This window comes from Embleya sp. NBC_00888 (assembly GCF_045207655.1).
Lineage (GTDB): Bacteria > Actinomycetota > Actinomycetes > Streptomycetales > Streptomycetaceae > Embleya.
In genome coordinates this window covers 5959486-5976768 of sequence record NZ_CP108784.1, presented here as the reverse complement: position 1 = coordinate 5976768, position 17283 = coordinate 5959486, and the positions used below count along the sequence as shown (strand labels likewise).

7 protein-coding genes are annotated in these 17283 nt (G+C 75.8%); all 7 read left to right on the top strand.

What is annotated here, in order from left to right; translation table 11 throughout:
* Positions 1–359: 359 nt before the first annotated feature.
* From OG948_RS25580 to OG948_RS25550, 7 genes are read left to right on the top strand one after another with little or no spacing between them, the layout of a single operon-like run.
* Positions 360–7538: an SDR family NAD(P)-dependent oxidoreductase gene (locus OG948_RS25580; RefSeq protein WP_406298694.1), complete on the top strand. Its 7179-nt coding sequence runs from the start codon at positions 360–362 to the stop codon at positions 7536–7538.
* Positions 7535–12067: a beta-ketoacyl synthase N-terminal-like domain-containing protein gene (locus OG948_RS25575; RefSeq protein ID WP_406298693.1), complete on the top strand. Its 4533-nt coding sequence runs from the start codon at positions 7535–7537 to the stop codon at positions 12065–12067. The genes OG948_RS25580 and OG948_RS25575 overlap by 4 nt, the downstream gene beginning before the upstream one ends.
* The gene (locus OG948_RS25570) at positions 12064–12375 is read left to right on the top strand and encodes an acyl carrier protein (RefSeq protein WP_406298692.1); all 312 of its coding nucleotides are present in this window, start codon (positions 12064–12066) and stop codon (positions 12373–12375) included. Before OG948_RS25575 ends, OG948_RS25570 begins: the two co-directional genes overlap by 4 nt.
* Positions 12372–13217 carry an alpha/beta fold hydrolase gene (locus tag OG948_RS25565; protein ID WP_406298691.1) on the top strand — a complete coding sequence of 282 codons (846 nt, stop codon included), beginning with the start codon at positions 12372–12374 and terminating at the stop codon, positions 13215–13217. Before OG948_RS25570 ends, OG948_RS25565 begins: the two co-directional genes overlap by 4 nt.
* A complete protein-coding gene (locus OG948_RS25560) occupies positions 13214–14377 on the top strand; it encodes a glycosyltransferase (RefSeq protein WP_406298690.1) in 1164 nt (387 codons plus the stop codon). The genes OG948_RS25565 and OG948_RS25560 overlap by 4 nt, the downstream gene beginning before the upstream one ends.
* Positions 14371–16260 (top strand): methyltransferase domain-containing protein, encoded by a 1890-nt coding sequence (locus OG948_RS25555; RefSeq protein ID WP_406298689.1) that lies wholly within the window; start codon positions 14371–14373, stop codon positions 16258–16260. The genes OG948_RS25560 and OG948_RS25555 overlap by 7 nt, the downstream gene beginning before the upstream one ends.
* Complete coding sequence (locus tag OG948_RS25550; protein ID WP_406298688.1) at positions 16257–17258, top strand: hypothetical protein; 1002 nt, start codon at positions 16257–16259, stop codon at positions 17256–17258. Before OG948_RS25555 ends, OG948_RS25550 begins: the two co-directional genes overlap by 4 nt.
* Positions 17259–17283 lie beyond the last annotated feature (25 nt).

Sequence of the window (17283 nt, the reverse complement as noted above, 5' to 3'; positions counted from 1 at the left end):
GTGTATGCCGAGCGGGCAAGGATCGATTTTGCCGAGACCGTGCCCGGGTCGGTCCGGCGGGGCGCTCGGCCCGTGTCCCGCTTGGGTGAACGGGGTCCCGAGCCGGACCTGCCGGAGCCTGTCCGGGCAAATCGCCGCGGCCGACCCGTCGTTGACTCCTCGTTGCCGGAAACCGACGATACGGCGCAGTGATTCGGCTACGGCCGATTTTTCGACCTCATACCGCTTTCGGATGCGGGGCGCGTTTTTTCGGCATCGGCGTGCACGCCGCGATTCGCCGTGCCCGAAGCCGGGTTCGCGTGTTCCTTCCACCGCACCGTTCATCCTGCCGCACGGTTACCGAACGGAGGCACGCCCCCATGACGTCGCAGTCCCCGCGTCGCGATCAGGTCCTCGCAGTGAGCCCCTTTGGTCGTCCCAACGCCCGACTCGTGATCGCCGCGCACCGGGCCGGCTCGCTCGGGGTGCTCGACCTCGGCCGCGATCGCGACGCGGCGCTCGGCGAGTTGGCCGAGGCGTCGGCGGTCCCCTCCTTCGGGGTCCGGGTACCGGTGGGCTGTCCGCTGGAACCGGGTGAACTACCCGCGCACGTGCACGTCGTGCTGCTGGCCCCCGATGCGCCGTGGGCACCGGGGACCATCGGGCCGGGGCGGCGGGTCCTGGTCGAGGTCACCTCTGCCGAACAGGCCCACGCGGCGGTCGCGGCCGGGGCCGAGGGGGTGATCGCGCGCGGCGCCGAGAGCGGTGGACGGTGCGGCGAGCTGACCACGTTCGTGCTGCTCCAGCAGTTACTCGCGGACGAGCGGGTGTCGGTCCCGGTGTGGGCGGCCGGGGGCATCGGTCCGCACACCGCCGCGGCGGCGGTCGCGGGCGGGGCCGCCGGGGTGCTGCTCGACACCCAACTGGCCCTGGTGGCCGAGAGTACGGTGCCCGCCGACGTCGCGGCGGCGGTGCGCGCGATGGACGGCAGCGAGACCGTGGTGATCCGGGGCCACCGGGTCTATCGGCGTCCGGACCTGCCGATCGCGCGGCTGGCCGGGCAGGCGGGCGATCCGGCCGCCGTGTCGGGCGCGGGCGGACTGCGCCGGGAGTTGCTCCCGGTCGGCCAGGACGGCGCGTTGGCGGGCCGCCTCGCCGACCGCTACGGCACGGCCGGCCGGGTGCTGCACGCGGTGCGCGAGGCGATCGTGGACCACGTGGCCTCGGCCGCCCGGCGCGGCGTGGGTCCCAGGCCGGTGCAGGGGCCGATGACCCGGGTCAGCGATCGGGCCGCGTTCGCGCACTCGGTCGCCCGGGCGGGCGGGTTGCCCTTCCTTGCGCTGTCCCTGCTGCGCGGCCCGGAGGTGGGCGCGCTGCTCGCCGAGACCGCCGAGGCCCTCGGCGACCTGCCGTGGGGCGCGGGCCTGCTCGGCTTCGCGCCGCCGGCACTGCGCGACGAACAGCTCGCCGCGGTGCTCGCCGCCCGGCCGCCGTACGCGCTGATCGCGGGTGGGCGCCCGGGGCAGGCCGCGCCTTTGGAGGCCGCCGGGATCCGCACCTATCTGCATGTGCCCTCCCCCGGACTGGCGGCGCAGTTCCTGCGCGAGGGTGCCCGGCGGTTCGTCTTCGAGGGCACCGAGTGCGGCGGGCACGTCGGGCCGCGCGCGAGCTTCCCGCTGTGGGAGGCGCAACTGGACGAGTTGTTGTCGTACGCCGAACGGCACGGCGGCGCGGCCGGGTTCGACGTGCTGTTCGCGGGCGGGATCCACGACGCGCGTTCGGCCGCGATGGTCGCCGCGGCGGCGGCCCCGCTGGTCGAGCTGGGCGCCTCGGTCGGCGTGCTGATGGGCACCGCGTACCTGTTCACCCGCGAGGCGGTGGAAGGTGGCGCGATCCTGCCCGGTTTCCAGGCCGCGGCGCTCGAGTGCGCGTCGACCACGCTGGTGCGGACCGCGCCCGGACACGCGACTCGCTGCGCCGGCACGCCGTTCGTGACCACGTTCGAGGACAGTCGGCGTGAGTTGGAGGCGCGTGGCGTGCCGCCTCGGCAGGTCTGGGCCGAGTTGGAGCAGCTCAACCTGGGCCGCCTGCGGATCGCCAGCAAGGGTCTGCGGCGCGAGGCGGGCGAGTTGGTCGCGGTGGACGCGGACGCGCAGCGTCGGGACGGGATGTTCATGCTGGGCCAGGCCGCGGTGCTGCGATCGGCGCCGACCGACGTCGCCACGCTGCACCACGAGATCACCATCGGGTCGACCGAGTGGCTGGCCCGCCGGGTGCGCGAGCTGGGCGGATCGCCGCGATCGGCCGCACCCCGGCCGCAGGATGTCGCGATCGTGGGCATGGCCTGTGTGCTCCCGGGTGCCCCGGACCTGGCGAGCTACTGGCGCAACATCCTGGCCGGCGTCGACGCGGTGACCGAGGTGCCGCGCGAACGCTGGGACGTGGAGCGCTACTTCGCGCCGAGCTCCGAGCCGGGCGCGACCGCGCGCGGTTCGGTCAAGGGCGCCGGCCCCGGAGCGGTCCCGGCCGGGCGGACCCCGTCCAAGTGGGGTGGTTTCGTGCCCGCGATCGGGTTCGACGCGACCGGGTACGGCATCCCGCCCGCCTCGCTGGCCTCGATCGAACCGGCCCAACTGCTCGCGCTGCACGTCGCGTCGGGGGCGCTGGCGGACGCCGGCTACGGGCCGGGGCGGACCTTCGCGCGCGAGCGCACATCGGTGATCTTCGGCGCCGAGGCGGGTACCGATCTGGCCGGCGCGTACGGCTTCCGCGCGCTGTTCCCGGGCTGGTTCGGCGATCTGCCCGACGACCTGGATCGGCAACTGCCCTCCCCCACCGAGGACTCCTTCCCGGGTGTCCTGGCCAACGTGATCGCCGGTCGGATCGCCAATCGGCTCGACCTGGGCGGCGTCAACTACACCGTGGACGCCGCGTGCGCGGCCTCGTTGGCGGCGCTGGACCTGGCCTGCAAGGAGCTGAACACCGGGTCGAGCGACCTGGTGTTGTGCGGTGGCGTGGACACCCACAACGGGATCAACGACTTCCTGATGTTCGCCTCGGTGCGCGCCCTGTCGCCGTCCGGGCGGTGTGCGACCTTCGACGCCGACGCGGACGGGATCGCGCTGGGCGAGGGCGCGGTGTGCGTGTTGCTCAAGCGGCTCGCCGACGCCGAACGCGACGGGGACCGGGTGTACGCGGTGGTCAAGGGCGTCGGCGGGTCCAGCGACGGCCGCTCGCTCGGGCTGACCGCGCCGCGCCCCGAGGGCCAGCGGCGGGCGCTGGAACGCGCGTATCGGGCGGCCGGCGTCTCACCGGCCGAGGTCGGCCTGGTCGAGGCGCACGGCACCGGCACCGTGGTCGGCGACCGCGCCGAACTGGACACGCTCACCCAGGTGTTCGCGGAACACGGCGCGACCCCCGGGGCCTGCGCGGTGGGCTCGGTGAAGTCTCAGATCGGGCACACCAAGTGCGCGGCCGGCCTGGCCGGCCTGGCCAAGGCCGCGCTGGCGGTGCACTTCGGGGTCCGCCCGCCGACCCTGCACCTGCGCCGACCGCCGCACCCGAGCCCGTTCGTGTTCGACGACCGGGCCCGCCCGTGGAACACGCCGGTCGGCGAACGCGTCGCCGGGGTCAGCGCGTTCGGCTTCGGCGGCACCAACTTCCACGCGGTGCTCACCGGTGCGCCGCAGTCCGGCGAGCCCGGGGCGGGCGGTGCGGACGCCGCGTGGCCGGCCGAGCTGTTCTGCTTCCGGGGTGCGGATCTCGCGGCGACGCACGCGGCGCTCGACCGGTTGGCGGCTCGGCTGGACGCGGCGGAGGAGGTGCCGCTGCGCGGGCTGGCGGCGCTCGCGGAAGCCGACGCGGAGGTCGGTGTCGGGGTGGGTGTCGGGGTGGGTGTCGGCGGCGAGTCCGGAACCGACCTCGACACCGGGACCGGGACGGACGTCGGATCCGGTGACCCGGACCCGGTGTGGATCGCCTTCGTCGCGACCGATCACGCCGATCTGCGGGTCAAGCTCACCCTGGCCCGGGCGGGCGCGGTCGATCCCGGCGGCGAGATCTTCCACCGGACGGTGAGCGAGAACGCGGGCGGCACCGGGGCCGAGACCGGAGCCGGAGTCGGAACCGGGACCGAGGCCGAGGCCGAGGCCGAGGCCGGGGCCGAGGCCGGGGCCGGGGCCGGCACCGATCCGGCCGGGCGGGTGGCGTTCCTGTATCCCGGGCAGGGCAGCCAGCGGCCCGGAATGCTCGCCGACCTGTTCGCCCGATTCCCCGAACTGTGCGACGGCCTGCGGGACATCTCGCCGGAGTGTGTAGGGGCGATGTTCCCGCCCGCCGCGTTCGACGCCGCGGCGCGCGCCGAGCAGGTCGCCCGGATCACCGACACCCGGCACGCGCAGCCCGCGCTCGGCGTGGCGGCGGTCGCGCTGACCCGGCTGCTCGACCGGTTCGGGGTGTGGCCGGACCAGGTGGCCGGGCACAGCTACGGCGAAGTGGCCGCGCTGTGGTCGGCGGGCGTGTTGTCCACGCGCGATCTGGGCCGGCTCGGTGAGATCCGGGCGGCGGCCGTGCTGGCCGCCGCGGGTCCCGAGCCCGGCGCGATGGCGGCGGTGACGGCGGGTGCGGACCACGTCGCCGAGGTGCTGGCCGGCATCGACGGCGTCGTGCTCGCCAATCGCAATACCCCGACCCAGACCGTCGTGTCCGGCTCCGAGCGGGCCCTGACCGCGGCGCTCGCCGCACTCGACGGCGCCGGACTGTCCGCGCGTCGCCTGCCCGTGGCGTGCGCGTTCCACAGTCCCGTGGTCGCGGCGGCGGCCGACACCCTCACGGCCGCCGTCGCGGACCTGGACGTACGCCCGCCCGGGATCCCGGTGTGGTCCAACAGCACCGCCGCGCGCTACCCGGACACGCCCGCCGGGGTACGCGCGCTGATCGCCCGTCAGGTGGCCGAGCCGGTGCGGTTCGCCGAGCAGATCGAGGCGATGTACGCGGCGGGTGTGCGGATCTTCGTCGAGGTCGGGCCGGGTCGCGCGCTGACCGGCATGGTGCGGGCGATCCTCGGCGACCGGCCGCACACCGCCGTGCCCTGCGACGTGCCCGGCGAGGACGGCCTGCGCCGACTGCTCACCACGCTCGCCGAACTCGCGGTGGCCGGCGTGCCGGTCCGGGTCGCGGGCGGCCTGGCGGGCCGGATCCGGCCGATCGACGTCGAACCGGGTGCCCGTCCGGCCTGGACCGTGGACGGCCACCTGGTGCGCACCGCCGACGGCCGCCCGGTGCCCGGTGGGCTGCGCCCGGCGACCCCGGTGGCCGCGCTGCCCCTGGGGCCCGCGGCCGACGGCCCGGCCGAGCCGACCGGCTCCGCGCGGGATGCGGTGCTGCTCGAATACCTGGCCGGTGCCCGGGCCTCGGTCGCCGCGCAGCGCGAGGTGCTGCTCGGCTACCTGGGCGTGCCGGGCGGCGTGCCGGAGGCACCGTCGCCGGCTCCCGTGGCGTGGCCGACTCCCGCGCGAGTGCCGTCGGACCTCCCGGAGGCGACTCCCGGGGAGGCCGCTCTCGAGAACGCGACTCTCGGGGGATCGGCTCCCGGGGGATCGGCTCCCCCGATCGAGGCGCCGGCCGGACCGATCACGCGCGAGCAGGTGTTGGCCGTGGTGCTGGACATCGTGGGCACCCGCACGGGCTACCCGAAGGACATGCTCGACCCGACGCTGGACCTGGAGGCGGACCTGTCCGTCGACTCGATCAAGCGCACCGAGATCATCGGCGAACTGGCCCTGCGGCTGCGCTTGCCGGGCGCGGTCGGCGCGGTCGACGAGGCCGTGGTCGAGCGGCTGGCCAAGGTCAAGACGATCGACGCGATCGTGTCCGGCGTACTGGAGGCGGACACCGAGCCGGGCGCGGCGGCACAGCCCGCCGAGGTCGCCGAGCCCGCCGCGCACTCCCGGGAGGAGTCGCCGCCGATCGGTGACCGCCCCACCCGGCACCTGGTCGAGTGCGTGCCGATCGAGGATCCGCCGCCCGGCGAATCGGCGGACCCGCCGACCGGCGAGGCGCTGCGCGGTCGCCGGGTGGTCCTGGTCGAGGACGGCGGCGGGATCGCGTGGGCGCTGGCCGACCTGCTGGAGGCACACGGCGCCGTGGTCGAGGTCCGCGCCCGGGATCGGGCCGAACCGGCCGACGAGCACCCGGACCCGGCGCGGTCGCACGTCCCGTGGTCGGACGTCGACACGCTGGTCCACCTGGCCGCGCTCGGCGACGGCCCGGACCCGGTCCTGCCGGACGCCTTCCCGCTGCTGCGGGCCGCGCTGGTGGGCGGCGTACGGCAGGTGTTCCTCGGCACCGCCGGCGGCGGCGACTTCGGCCGCTCGTCGGAGCCCGCCGCCGGCCCCGACCCGGTACCGGGCGCGGGCCTGGCCGGGTTCGCCCGCTCCGCCGCGCTCGAATACCCGGACCGCGTGGTGCGCGTCCTGGACGTGGATCCCAAGGAGGAACCCGCCCGGCCCGCCCACCGTCTCCTGATCGAACTGGCCCGCACGACGAACCGGCCCGAGCCCGGGGCGCCGGTGCTGCTCGGTCTGGCCGACGGCCGCCGGACGACTCTGCGCACCCGGCCGGCGCCGCTGCCGGAGATCTCCGCCGCCGATCGGGACACGCTGCTGCGCGAGCGGCTGGGTCCGGACGCGGTGCTGCTGCTGACCGGCGGCGCCCGGGGGATCACCGCCCGGGCGGCGCTGGGCCTGGCCCGGGCCACCGGCTGCCACATCGCGTTGCTCGGTCGGACCGGCGACGGCGGCGAACCCGAGCCCGCCGCGCTCGCCGCCGCGACCGACGCGCCGGCGCTGCGGGCCGCGTTGATCGCGTCCGGGGTGCGTGAGCCGGCCCGGATCGAGGCCGAGCTGACCCGGGTGCTCAACCGCCGTCGGGTCCGCGCGACGCTGGCCGAGTTGGCCGAACACGCGGCCTCGGTACGGCTGCACGTCGCGGATGTCACCGACGCCGACGCGGTCCGCCGGGTCCTGGCCGAGATCGCCGAGCGGCACGGTCGGCTGGACGGGATCGTACACGGCGCGGGCGTGCTGGCCGACCGGCTCCTGGTGGACAAGACGCCGGAGTCCTTCCGAGCCGTGTTCGGCACGAAGGTGACCGGCGCGCGGGCCCTGGTCGCGGGCCTGCGCGCGCTGCGGCCGACCCTGGCGCCACCGGCGTTCCTGGCCATGTTCGGCAGCGTCGCGGGCGTGTACGGCAATCGGGGTCAGAGCGACTACGCCGCCGCCAACGACGCGCTGGCAACCCTGGCACGGCACTGGTCGGCGGGCTCCGGCGACACGCTCGCGCCGGTGGCGGAGCGGGTGGTGAGCATCGACTGGGGTCCGTGGGCAGCCGAGGGCGGCGGCATGGTGACGCCGGAGTTGGCCCGCGAATACGCCCGGCGCGGCGTCCCGTTGATCGATCCCGGGCACGGTGTGCAGGCGCTGCTCGCCGAGTTGGCGCTGGGCGCGGACCGGCAGGCCGTGTACGCGTGCGTCCCGGCGACCGGGCCGGTGTCCGGGTGAGCGCCCACACCGGCGGACCCGGTCCGCGACCGGACGACGCGGCGATCGTCGGGATCGGCGCGATCTTCCCCGGGGCGGCCGACCCGGCCGGCTTCTGGCGGCTGATCGAGGCCGGCGTCGACGCGATCACCGACGTGCCGCCGAACCGCTGGGACCCGGCGCTCTACTACGCGCCGGGCACGGCCGGCGAGCCCGCCCGCAGCGATCGCTTCTACTGCCGGCGTGGCGGCTTCGTGGACGATCTGGCCACGTTCGATCCGGTGCGCTTCGGCATCATGCCCGCGGTGGTCGCCGGTGCCGAACCGGACCAACTGCTCGCGCTGCGCGCCGGCGCCGAGGCGATCGCGGACGCGGGCGGCGAGGCGCGGCTGCCGGACCGCTCCCGGATCGGCGTGGTCTTCGGCCGCGGCGGCTACATGGGCGTGGCCACCGCCCGGCTCGACCAACGGGTCCGCACCGCGCACCAACTGGTCTCGCTCTTGGGCGAGTTGGCCCCGGAGCTGGATCGAGCCCGACTGACCCTGATTCGCGAGGCGTTCCGGGACGCGATCGGCCCGGAGCGGCCGGACGCGTCGATCGGCCTGGTGCCCAGCTTCACCGCGTCCCGGATCGCCAACCGACTCGATCTGGGCGGGCCCGCGTACACGTTGGACGCGGCCTGCGCGACCTCGCTGCTCGCGCTGGACCAGGCCGCCGCGGAGTTGCGCTCCGGGCGCTGCGACGCGGTGCTCGCGGGCGCCGTGCACCACTGCCACATCGCCACGTTGTGGAGTGTGTTCACCCAGTTGCGCGCGCTCAGCGCGAGCGAGCGGATCCGGCCGTTCGACCGGGCGGCGGACGGCACGCTGATCTCCGAGGGCACCGGTGCGGTGCTGCTCAAGCGCTTCGCCGACGCCGAACGCGACGGCGACCGGGTGTACGCGGTGGTGCGCGGCGTGGGCGTCTCCAGCGACGGCCGCGCGGCGAGCCTGATGAGTCCGCTGGTCGAGGGGCAGGTACGGGCCCTGGAGCAGGCCTGGCGGGTGGCCGGGCTCGATCCCACCACACCGGGCCTGCTCGGCCTGGTCGAGGCGCACGGCACCGGCACCCCGGTCGGCGACGAGGCCGAACTGACCACGCTGGGGAAGGTCTTCGGGCCGCGCGCGGGCGACGGCCCGGCCGATGTCGCGCTGGGCACGGTCAAGTCCAACATCGGTCACGCGATGCAGGCCTCCGGAATGGCCGGTCTGATCAAGGCCGCGCTCGCGCTGCATCACCGGACCCTGCCGCCGACGTTGCACGTCGAGGATCCGCATCCGGCCTTCGCCGGCACCCGGATGCGGCCTCAACGGCAAGCCCGGGAGTGGCCGGTCAATTTGCACGGAAGCCGGCTGGCGGCGGTCGACGCGTTCGGCTTCGGCGGCGTCAACGCGCACGCCGTGCTGGAACAGCCGCCCGCGGGCCGGGCGGTCGCGCTGCCCACCGGACCGGGTCGGCCGGCCGTGCCCGATGTGCTGACCCTGGCCGCCGATTCGGTGTCCGAGCTGGCCCGCCTGCTGGCCGAGGTCACCGCCGGACGACCGGCACCCACCGGACGGCCCGGACCGTGCCGAATCGCGGTCGCCGACCCGACCCCCAAGCGCCTCGCGCTGGCCGCCCGCGTCCTCGATCGCGGCGTGCCGTGGCGCGGCCGGGCCGAGATCTGGTTCACCCCGCGCCCGCTGCTGGGCCCGTACGCGCGCACGCCGGGTCGGGTCGCGTTCCTGTTCCCCGGTCTGGAACCCGAGACCTCGCCGCGCCTGGACGACCTGGCCGACGCGTGCGGCCTGCCCCGGCCCGAGCTGACCGGCGCCGAGGATCTGGTCGGGCGGGCCGTGGACGCGCTGACCGCCGGTCGGTTCCTGGCCGCCGAGTTGGAACGGGCAGGCCTGGTCCCGGATCTGCTGGCCGGGCACAGCATGGGCGAGTGGACCGCGATGGTCGTGGCCGGGATGTATCCGCGCGCGGCGGTGGACGGCTTCCTCGGCTCGCTGCGCCCGGACTCGCTGGCCGTGCCGGACCTGGTCTACGCGGCGGTGGGCTGCGGGGCGGACGTCGCGCGGCGGCGGGTCGGCGCCGGTCCGGTGGTCGTCTCGCACGACAACTGCCCGAACCAGAGCGTGCTGTGCGGCCCGCCCGACGCGGTCGCCGAGGTGCTGGCCGAGTTGCGCGGCGCCGGTGTCGTGGGCGGTGAACTGCCGTTCCGCTCCGGCTTCCACACGCCGATGTGGGCGCCGTATCTCGGGCAGGTGACCGCCGCGTTCGAGCGACTCCCGCTCCGGGCACCGCGGGTGCCGGTGTGGTCGGCGACCGCCGTCGGTCCCTACCCTCGGGACGCCGCCGCGGTCCGCGAGTTGACCGTGCGTCACCTCCTCGAACCGGTCCGGTTCCGGGAGTCGATCGAGGCCCTGTACGCGGACGGGGTACGGGTGTTCGTCCAGCCGGGCGCGGGCAGCCTGGTCGGGTTCGTGCACGACACGCTGCGCGGGCGCGACGCGCTGGCCGTCGCGGCGCACTCGACGCTGCGGCCCGGCCTGGCGGGATTCCGGCGGGCGGCGGCGGCGCTGTGGGTGGAGGGCGCGGCGATCGACCCGGCCGCCCCGACCGGCCCGGCGCCGGCACCGCCTCCGGTATCCGCCCCGGCGCCCGTCGGCCCGATCGTCCGGCTCGACCTCGGGTCGCCGCTGGTCGCGCTGGGCTCGGCCGCCGGGCCGCTGCGGTTCGCGGGCGGGCCTCGCCCCGCCCCGGCGGCCGGCGGGCATCCCGTCCTGGCGGCCTTCCACGCGGCGCTGGCCGAGGCCGACCGCTCGCTGACCGAGGTCGCCGACCTGGCCCGACCCGCCTCGGCGGCCTCCCCGCCCGCGCCGACCGGGGCTTCCGAGCGCCGCGCGTACCGGTTCTCCCTGGCCGAGCACCCCTACGTCCGCGACCACTGCGTCTACGAGCAGCCCGAGTGGTGGCCGGACGCGGCGGACCGGTTCCCGGTGCTGCCGATGACCACGCTGATCCGGCTCGCGGGCGAACAGGCCCACGCGGCGGCCGGGCCGGGGCGGGTGGTCGCCGGCTATCGGGACGTACGGTCCCTGCGCTGGTTGCCGGTCGCCCCGGCCACCGACACCGAACTGATCCGCACACCCCTGGCCGAGGACCGAGTCCGGATCGAGTTCGGCCGGTACATGTCCACCGAGGTGCTGCTCGCCGACGAGCACGCCGCTCGGCCGGCGCCGGCTCCCGACCGCACCCCACTCACCGGCGAGGGCCCCGCGCCGGTGCGCGCCGAGGATCTGTACCGGGATCGCTGGATGTTCCACGGCCCCGGCTTCGCCGGGGTCGAGCAGGTGTTGACCGTCGCCGACGACGGCATCCGGGGCATCCTGCGCGCGCTGCCCGCACCCGGCGCGCTGCTCGACGCCGCCGGGCAACTCCTGGGGCACTGGATGCAGTTGCGGCTGAGCACCGATCGCCTGGTGTTCCCGATGTCGGTGGCCGCGATCGACGGGTACGGGCCGCCCGCCGAGCCGGGCGCGCGGTTGCTGGCCACCGCGCGGATCCGGGAGATCGGCCCGACCACGGTGCGCGGCGACGTCGAACTGGTCGACCCGGCCACCGGCGTGGTCCGGATCCGGGTACGCGACTGGATCTACCGCCGATTCGCCGCCGACGAGCGGGTGTGGCCGATGAAGTTCACCCCGCACACCACCGGGATCGCCGAGCCACAACCCGAGGGCTGGTGCCTGCTGCGCACCCGCTGGCCCGACCCCGCGGCGCAGGAACTGGTCACCCGCCGCTACCTGGACACCGCCGAGCGGGCCGAGTTCGCCGCCAAGCCGCCCAGAGAGCGCCGGAGTTGGCTGCTCGGCCGGGTCGCGGCCAAGGACGCGGTGCGCCAGTGGTTGTGGGCCGCCGGGTACGGGCCGCTGTATCCGGCGCAGGTCCGGATCACCCCCGCCGGCACCGAGCGGCCGCTCGCGCGCGTGGTCGTGGCGCCCGGCACCCGCGAACCGGCCTCGCCGTACCTCTCGTTCGCACACAGCCATCGGCTGGGTGTGGCCGTCGCGAGCGCCGGAGCGACCGGCGTCGCCATCGAGCTCCTCGCCCCGGCGCCCGACTCGGCGGCGTCCGACTCCACGGCGCCGGGGCGCACGCCGTCGACCGACGACGAACGCCGGCTGCTGGACGCGCTCGTGGGCGCCCGGCCCGAGCAGCGCCGGTTGTGGACGCTGCGCTTTCGGTGTGCGAAGGACGCGGTCGATCGGGCGGACGGCACCGGACCGGCCGACCGCCCTACGGATCGGGTGGTGACCTCGGCCCGGCCCGTGGGCGCCCACGACGCCGAGGTGTCGGTGGCCTCGCGCGCACCCGGCGGCGACGAACACCTCGTGCACACCCGGGACGTCGAGGATCCGGCGCCCGACGGCACCCGGATCGACCGCTACGTGGTCGCGTGGACGAGCACGCGGCCGAAGGACCCCGACGCATTCCCCACCACCTCACATGAGAGCAGCCGATGAGCGCGGACCCGCACGCCGACCGGATCCTGGCCGAGGTCGCCGAGATGCTCGCCGAGATCGTCGGCGAGGAGCTGCTGATCGCCGCCGAGATCACCCCCGAGAGCGGATTCGACGACGATCTCGCCTTGGAGAGCATCGAGTTCGTCGCGCTCGCCGGGCGGCTCCAGGAGCGCTACGGGGACCGGGTCGACTTCATCGCCTTCCTCGCCGACCTGGAGATCGAGGAGATCATGGCGATGACCGTGGGCCGGCTCGTCGAATACATCGCCGCGCACACCCGCGCCGAGGCCGTCGGCGGTGCCCGGTGAGCGAGGTGTACGCGAACGGCCTGCGGTTTCACGTGCAACGGCTCCGAGCCACCGCCGACCGACCGACGCCGCGCACTCCGGTGGTCTTCCTGCACGGCCTGGTCCTGGACAACCTCTCCAGCTTCTACTACACGCTCGCCGCGCCGATCGCCCGCGCGGGGTTCGAGGTGCTGCTCTACGACCAGCGCGGTCACGGGCGCACCGAGCGGCCCAGGACCGGCTACGACCCGGACACCGCGGTCGCCGACCTGGCCGCGCTGCTCAAGGCGTGCGACCTGGCGACCCCGGTGCACCTGGTCGGCAACAGCTTCGGCGGTCTGCTCGCGCTGCACGCCGCGCGTACCCGGCCGGACCTGGTCGCGAGTCTGGTGCTGCTGGAGGGGCAGTGCCTGGACACCCCGGCCGGCGCCGAGCCGTACGCGGGCGGCTGGGTCGAGGAGTTGGCCAACACGCTCAACCTGGCCGCCCTGGGCCTGGAGTCGCATCGCGGCCCGGAGCGGCCGCCGACCGGGCCCGCCCGCAAGGTGGCCCGCCTTCGGGCCGGCGCCGACGCGCTGTTGAACGGCACCACGCTGATCGAGGACGTCACCCTGCTCCGCGCACCGACGCCGAGCGAACTGGTCGACCTGGCTTGCCCGGTCCTGGCGCTGTACGGCGAACTCTCCGAACTCCTGTCACCCGCCGAACAGTTGGCCGAGCTGCTGCCCGACTGCACACTCACCGTGCTGCCCGGCGTCGGGCACACCGTGCTGCGCGAGGCGACCGCGCCCGTGCTGAGCGCGCTGCTCGACTGGCTGCCCCGGCACGAGCCGGCCGCGACGCGGCCCGAGGTCGGCCGATGAGATTCATGTTCGTGGTCCCGCCGTTCACCGGGCACGTGAACCCCACCGTCGCGGTCGCCGCCGCGCTCGCCGAGCGCGGCCACGACGCGGTGTGGTGCGGACCGCCGGAGATCCTGGACCTGCTCCCGGTGGGGGCCCGGCTGTTCGCCACCGGCGAGGCCCCGGACCAGGTCGGCGGCTACGCCCGGCTGCACTCGAACTGGCAGCGGTTGCGCGGGGTGGCCGCGCTGCGCTTCCTGGTCGAGGAGACGCTGGTGCCGCTCGCGCACGCGATGTTGCCCGGGGTCACGGCGGCGGTGGCGGCGTACCGCCCGGATGTCGTGGTGGCCGACCAGCAGACCTTCGCGGGCGCGTTCGCCGCGGTCCGGGCCGGCGTGCCGTGGGCCACGTCCGCGACCACGTCGGCCGAGTTCACCCGGCCGCTGCTGGGCTTCCCCAAGGTCGCCGACTGGGTTCGCACCCGCATCGCCGGCGCCGCGATCGCGGCCGGCGTGCCGGCGGACTGCGATCCGCGCTTCTCCGCCCGCCTCGTGCTGGTCTTCTCCACGCCTGAACTGGTCGGCCTGACCGAGCCGGCCCCGGCGCATCACTGTTATGTGGGACCCGCGTTCGGGCCCAGACCGGCGGCGGTGGACTTCCCGTGGGACCGGCTCGACCCGGGCCGGCACCGGGTGCTGGTCTCGCTCGGCACGCTCAACCGCGAGGCGGGCGCCCGGTTCTACCCGGCCGTGGTCTCCGCCACCCGACCGCTCGCCGATCGACTCCAGGTGATCCTGGCCGCCCCCGAACGCCTGGCCGGCGAACCGGCCGAGCACGTCCTGATCCGCGAGTTCGTACCCCAACTCGACCTGCTTCCGCACCTGGACGCGGTGGTCACGCACGGCGGTCACAACACCGTGTGCGAGGCGCTCGCGTTCGGCCTGCCGCTGGTGCTCGCGCCGATCCGGGACGACCAGCCGATCGTGGCCCGCCAGGTGGTGGCCGCCGGCGCCGGGGTCCGGGTGCGCTTCGGCCGCGCGCACGTCCCGGAGATCCACGCCGCCGTCACCGACGTGCTGGACCGCCCCGACCTGCGCGCGGGGGCCCACCGGGTCCGCGCCTCGTTCGCCGCCGCGGGCGGTGCCCACGCCGCCGCCGACCGTCTGGAGAAGCTGTGCTGAGCCCTGTCGCCGGACCGTTCCCGTGGCTCGCCCTGTTGATCGGCCTCGGCCTGGCCGGCGGTACCCGCACACTGCGCCGCCGACTGCGCGCGCTGCCCGTACTGCCCGTCGGACCCGAACCGGCCGCGCCGCCCGTCGATCGACCCGTCGGCGCGTGGACGTGCGTCAGCACGCTCGGGGTACACCCGGACGAATCCACCGTGCGCGCCGCCGTCGGGCACGCCGAGCACGCCGGACTGTTGCTGCTCGACCTGGTCCCCGGCGACCTGCCCGCCGACGAACTGCTCACCCTGCTCGGCCGATTGGACCCGGACCGGGCCCGCCGCGACCCGCTCACCCGCGGCCGCGGCGCGGGCCACGCGCTCGTGGTGCACGACGACGTGCTGCGCCGGGCCGCCGTCCCGGCCGCCGACCTGGCCGGCCTGGACCCGCCCGGCCTGATCGAACTCACCGCCAGGCTGCGCCCGTTCGCCGCGCTGGAGACCGGCCACGCGGTCGCTCCCGGGCTGCCGGCGACGCCGCCGGATCCGGCCCTGCGCAAGCGCCGACTGCGGGCCGAGGGGGTGCCGGTGTGGCCCAACCTGATCGGCCGACTGGGCGAGGCCGCCGCCTACACCGGCGCGTGCGTGACCACCCCGTTCTGGGGCGCGCTGGTCTTCCTGGTCATGTGGGCGCAGCCGTACGCGGTGGTCGCCGGTCGCTCGCCGGTGCGCCCGCGCGACCTGGGTCGGGCCACCGCGCTGCGACCGTTCCTGGCCGCATGGCGCTGGGTGCGCGCGGTCCTCGGGCCTCGCCCGGATCGGGCCCGGACGCCCGCGATGGATCCCGCGGCGCTGCGTCCGGAGTACGCGCGCAGCGTCGCGCACGGCCTGGGCGCGTTCTTCGAGGAGCGCCGCGAGACGTGCCCGTGGTGCGGCTCGGACCGGCTCGGGGTGCACCGCCGGATCGGCGACCATCTCCAGGGCAAGCCCGGCCGGTTCACGCTGGAGCGCTGCCGGGACTGCGCGCACGTGTTCCAGAACCCCCGGTTGTCCCTCGCCGGTCTGGAGTACTACTACCGCGACTTCTACGACGGTCTCGGCGGCCCGGGCGCCGAGGCGCTGTTCGGCACCATGTCGCGCACCTACCGGGCCCGCGCCGAGTTGTTGCGCCGACACCTGCCGGCAGACACCGCCCCGCGCGCGTGGCTGGACGTGGGCACCGGACACGCGCACATGTGCGTGGTCGGCCGAAGCATGTTGCCGGACACCGCCTTCGACGGACTCGACCTCGGCGACGGGGTCGCGGCAGCCGAGCGGCGCGGCTGGATCCGGGCCGGTCATCGCGGCCAGTTCCCCGACCTGGCCGACGATCTGGCCGGCGGCTACGACGTGGTCAGCATGCACCACTACCTGGAGCACACCCGCGATCCGTTCGCCGAACTGGACGCCGCCGCGAAGGTCCTGGTGCCGGGCGGTCGGCTGCTGATCGAACTGCCGGACCCGCGGTGTTGGTACGGCCGGCTGCTGCGCGGCCTGTGGCTGCCGCTGTTCCAGCCCCAACACCAGCACCTGATGCCCCGGCGCAACCTGGAAGTCGCGCTCAACGCACGCGGGTTCACCGTGCTCGCCCACGAGAGCGGCCGGGCGCACCAGGGCAACGACTTCACCGGCGCGGTGTCCCAGGCGCTCACCGCGCTCGGGCCGAATCCGACGATGCCCTGGATCGCGGCCGGGCCGACCCCGTGGCGCCGGGCCCGTCGGGCCGCGCTGGTCGTGCTCTCGGTGCCGTGCTTCGTGGCGGCCGTACTGCTGGACGCGGTCGGTTTCCTGCTCGCGCGGGCCGCCGGCGACCACGGCGCCAGCAACGCCTACCGTCTCCTCGCCCGAAAGGACCCGGGATGACCCGCCCACGACCGCGCCCGCTCCCCCGCACGAGCCCGCGGGTCGGTCTCGGAACCGACCCGCGAACCGGCACACCGGCCGCCACGCGGACCGACCCGGCGCCGATCCGGCCCGACGCCGCGGCCCTGCCCGCCGAGCGCGGCGCCGCGCCCGTGCTTCGCCTGGTGCCGTTCGTGTTCGCGGAGGCGTTCGGCCGACCCCCGGCCGGTGTCTGGTCCGCGCCGTACGTGCTGCGCCTGTCCGGCTCGCGGTCCGGGCCGGGCGCGGCCGTGCCGCTGTCCTGGCGGGTCGTGATCGCCGCCGCGCCGCGCGCCGACGGGGTGGTCCGGGTCGGTTCGATCAACCGGCCACACGAGTCGACCGAGATCGACCCGGCCGTCGGCGTCGGCCCGCTCCCCGAGTGGGCCCGCCCGGTGTTCGCGGGCACCACCGGCGCGGGTGGGCTGGACCTGCTCGTACACACCGACCTGCCGGACAACACCGGCCTGTCCGCCTCGATCCCGCTCACCTGCGTGGCGGCGCTGGCCGAGACGGCCTTCCACGACCCGGCCGCCGGCACCGGTCCACGGGCCCGGATCCGGCTCGCCGACCCCCCGCTGGGCGCGGTCGCGCTGTTCGGCCGCCCGGGCCACATCACGCTGATCGAGGACGACGCGGGCGCGGTGGAGCACGTGCCGTTCGACCCCGAGCGGCTCGGCCTGCGGTTCGTGCTGACGGTGCCCCGGTGGGCGGACGGCCGGGCCGACGAGGACGCGCCGCCGGCCGGGGCGGACCCGGACCGAACCGCCGCCGCGTCCCCGGCCTGCCGCGCGGCACTGGCCTCGGGAGCGATCGAGGCCCACCCGCTGGGTGCGGGCGGGCCCTCGATCGCGGTGGTACCGGGCGCCGCGCTCGCGGCCGTGCGCCGGGCCCTCGTGGACACCTACACGCGCGCCGGCGAACCGGCCCCGCGCGTACTCAGCGCCTCGGTCGGATCCCCGTGCACTCGGGTCGCGTAGGGCGTGTCCTCGATCCCCCGTCGGG

Coding starts and splice junctions, on each gene's coding strand:
- OG948_RS25580 (WP_406298694.1), top strand. CDS start 360: ATGACGTCGCAGTCCCCGCGTCGCGATCAGGTCCTCGCAGTGAGCCCC.
- OG948_RS25570 (WP_406298692.1), top strand. CDS start 12,064: ATGAGCGCGGACCCGCACGCCGACCGGATCCTGGCCGAGGTCGCCGAG.
- OG948_RS25560 (WP_406298690.1), top strand. CDS start 13,214: ATGAGATTCATGTTCGTGGTCCCGCCGTTCACCGGGCACGTGAACCCC.
- OG948_RS25550 (WP_406298688.1), top strand. CDS start 16,257: ATGACCCGCCCACGACCGCGCCCGCTCCCCCGCACGAGCCCGCGGGTC.